This window comes from Micrococcus sp. HMSC31B01, assembly GCF_001816085.1.
GTDB classification, from domain to species: domain Bacteria; phylum Actinomycetota; class Actinomycetes; order Actinomycetales; family Micrococcaceae; genus Micrococcus; species Micrococcus luteus.
This window is the reverse complement of record NZ_KV825397.1, coordinates 1-2,450: the sequence shown is the minus strand read 5'-3', so window position 1 is coordinate 2,450 and position 2,450 is coordinate 1. Positions and strand designations below refer to the sequence as shown.

Sequence of the window (2,450 nt, the reverse complement as noted above, 5' to 3'; positions counted from 1 at the left end):
GGCCGCGGCCGTGGGCGGCGGCGTGCTCGTGGCCCGCAGCCGGAAGCGCACGCAGGGCGGCGCGGTCGAACGGGGCCGCACGGAGGAGGTCCGCCGCGACCCCCTCGACGAGCTCAGCGTGGAGCAGCTGCGCACTCAGGCGGGCTCCAAGCTCGTGGCGGCGGACGACGCCATCCGTTCCTCGGAGCAGGAGCTGGGCTTCGCTGAGGCGTCCTACGGGGAGAAGTCCGTGGCGACGTTCCGCGAGGACATCGACCAGGCCAAGGAGCACATGCGGGCCTCGTTCCAGCTTCAGCACCAGCTCGACGACGAGATCCCGGACACCGAGGCCGAGCAGCGCGCCTGGCTCAAGGAGATCATCCAGCGCAGCGAGGCCGTGGGCGCGGCCCTCGCGGCGCACAAGGAGGAGTTCGACTCCCTGCGCGACCTCGAGAACCAGGTGCCCGAGGCCCTCGAGCGCGTCGATGCCCGCCTGCCCGAGGCGCGGTCCCGGGTGCAGGAGTCCGAGTCGGCGATCGCCGCGCTGCACGGCCAGTACGCGGAGTCCGCCCTCGCCGAGGTCGCGGACAACGCGGCGCAGGCCCGGGAGCGGCTGGAGTTCGTGGAGACCGCCGTCGCGAAGTCGCGGAGCGCGTGGGACGCCCAGGACCGCTCCACGGCGGCGCTGGCCGTGCGTGCCGCCGAGGAGGCGCTCAGCCAGGTGGACACGCTCACGGAGGCGGTGGGCAAGGCCGAGGGGTCCCTGCGGGCCATGCTGGGCAACCTGCAGACGGGCCTCGCCCAGTCCGAGCAGGACGTCGCCGAGGCCGAGGCGCTCGTGGCCAACGGGTCGAACCCCGAGCTGGCCGGCCCGGTGGCGGGGATGAAGAACGCCGTGAACGCGGTGCGCCGAGCCCTCGCGGCCGGCCGCCCGGACCCCCTGGAGCTGCTGCACCAGCTCGAGGCCGCGCACCGCCAGCTCAACACCCCGCTGGCCGGCGTCCGCGACGCTCGGGAGCAGGCGCGCCAGGCCTCCCAGGTGCTCACCTCCACGATCGCCCAGGCCCAGGCGCAGATCGACGGCACGGCCGACTTCATCGGCGCCCGGCGCGGTGCGGTGGGCTCGGAGGCCCGGACCCGGCTCGCGGAGGCCGACCACACGCTGCGTTCGGCGATCAGCCTCGGCCGCACCGACCCCGTGGCCGCCCTCCAGCAGGCGCAGCGCGCCTCCCAGCTGGCCGAGCGCGCGAGCGAGCTGGCCCGCGCGGACGTCGAGGGCTTCGGCTACGGCCCCGGCATGGTGGGCGGCATGTACGGTGCACGCCCGCGCGCCGGAGTGGGCGGCAGCTTCGGCGGCGGCCTCGGCGGCGCACTGCTCGGCGGCATCCTGATGAACTCGATCCTGAACAGCGGCAGCTGGGGCGGCGGTGGCTTCGGCGGGTTCGACGGCGGCGGCCTCGGCGGCGGCGACTTCGGCGGGTTCGGCGACATCTCCGGCGGCGGCTTCTGACCGCCGCCCCATGAACTCCGGCGCCCCGGGCGCCGGCCCGGCCCGCACGCGCGGGACGGGGTGGACGCAGGCCGACGGTCTGCGCTGACGTGAAAGACCGACGAAAGGCAGACACCATGGTCAAGCAGTCCATCTTCGGCCGCATCAGCACGCTGGCGAAGGCCAACATCAACGCGATGCTGGACAAGGCCGAGGACCCCCAGAAGATGCTGGACCAGATGGTCCGCGACTACACGAACAACATCGCGGAGGCCGAGGCCGCCGTCGCCCAGACGATCGGCAACCTGCGGATGATCGAGGACGACTACCGCGAGGACCAGGACGCGTCCCGCAGCTGGGGCCAGAAGGCGCTGGCCGCCTCCCAGAAGGCCGACGACTTCCGCACCAAGGGCGACACCGCCTCGGCGGACAAGTTCGACAACCTCGCCAAGGTGGCCATCGAGCGCCAGATGGACTTCGAGCGCCAGGCGAAGTCCGCGGAGCCGACCATCGCCTCGCAGCGCGAGATCGTGGAGCGCCTGAAGACCGGTCTGGACCAGATGAAGGTCAAGCGTCAGCAGCTGGTCGCCAAGCGCGACGAGCTGACCGCCCGCGCCAAGTCCGCCCACGCCCAGTCCGCGGTGGCCGACGCCGTGAAGTCGATCGACCTGCTGGACCCGACCTCCGAGGTCTCCCGCTTCGAAGAGAAGGTCCGTCGCGAGGAGGCCCGCGTGCGCGGCCAGCAGGAGATCGCCGCCTCCTCCCTCGACGCCCAGTTCGAGTCCCTCGAGGACCTCGGCGAGAAGACCGAGGTGGAGGCCCGCCTCGCCGCCCTCAAGGCCGGCGGCGCCGGCCAGGCCGCCCTCACCTCGGGCGACGTCGACGCCGATGAGACCCTGACCCTCGACTACGCGGCCGAGGGGACCGCCGAGGAGACCGGCACCGCGCGCGGCTGACCCCGCCCCTCCCCACGGCCCGTCGC

At 73.6% G+C, this 2,450-nt stretch carries 2 protein-coding genes; both read left to right on the top strand.

Going from position 1 to position 2,450, the window contains the following annotated elements; all coding sequences use genetic code 11:
- On the top strand, positions 1-1,489 hold a 1,489-nt coding region (locus HMPREF3105_RS11350; RefSeq protein ID WP_070709686.1), incomplete at its 5' end, for a hypothetical protein.
- Positions 1,490-1,605: 116 nt separating this feature from the next.
- A complete protein-coding gene (locus HMPREF3105_RS11345; RefSeq protein ID WP_002854906.1) occupies positions 1,606-2,424 on the top strand; it encodes a PspA/IM30 family protein in 819 nt (272 codons plus the stop codon).
- Positions 2,425-2,450 lie beyond the last annotated feature (26 nt).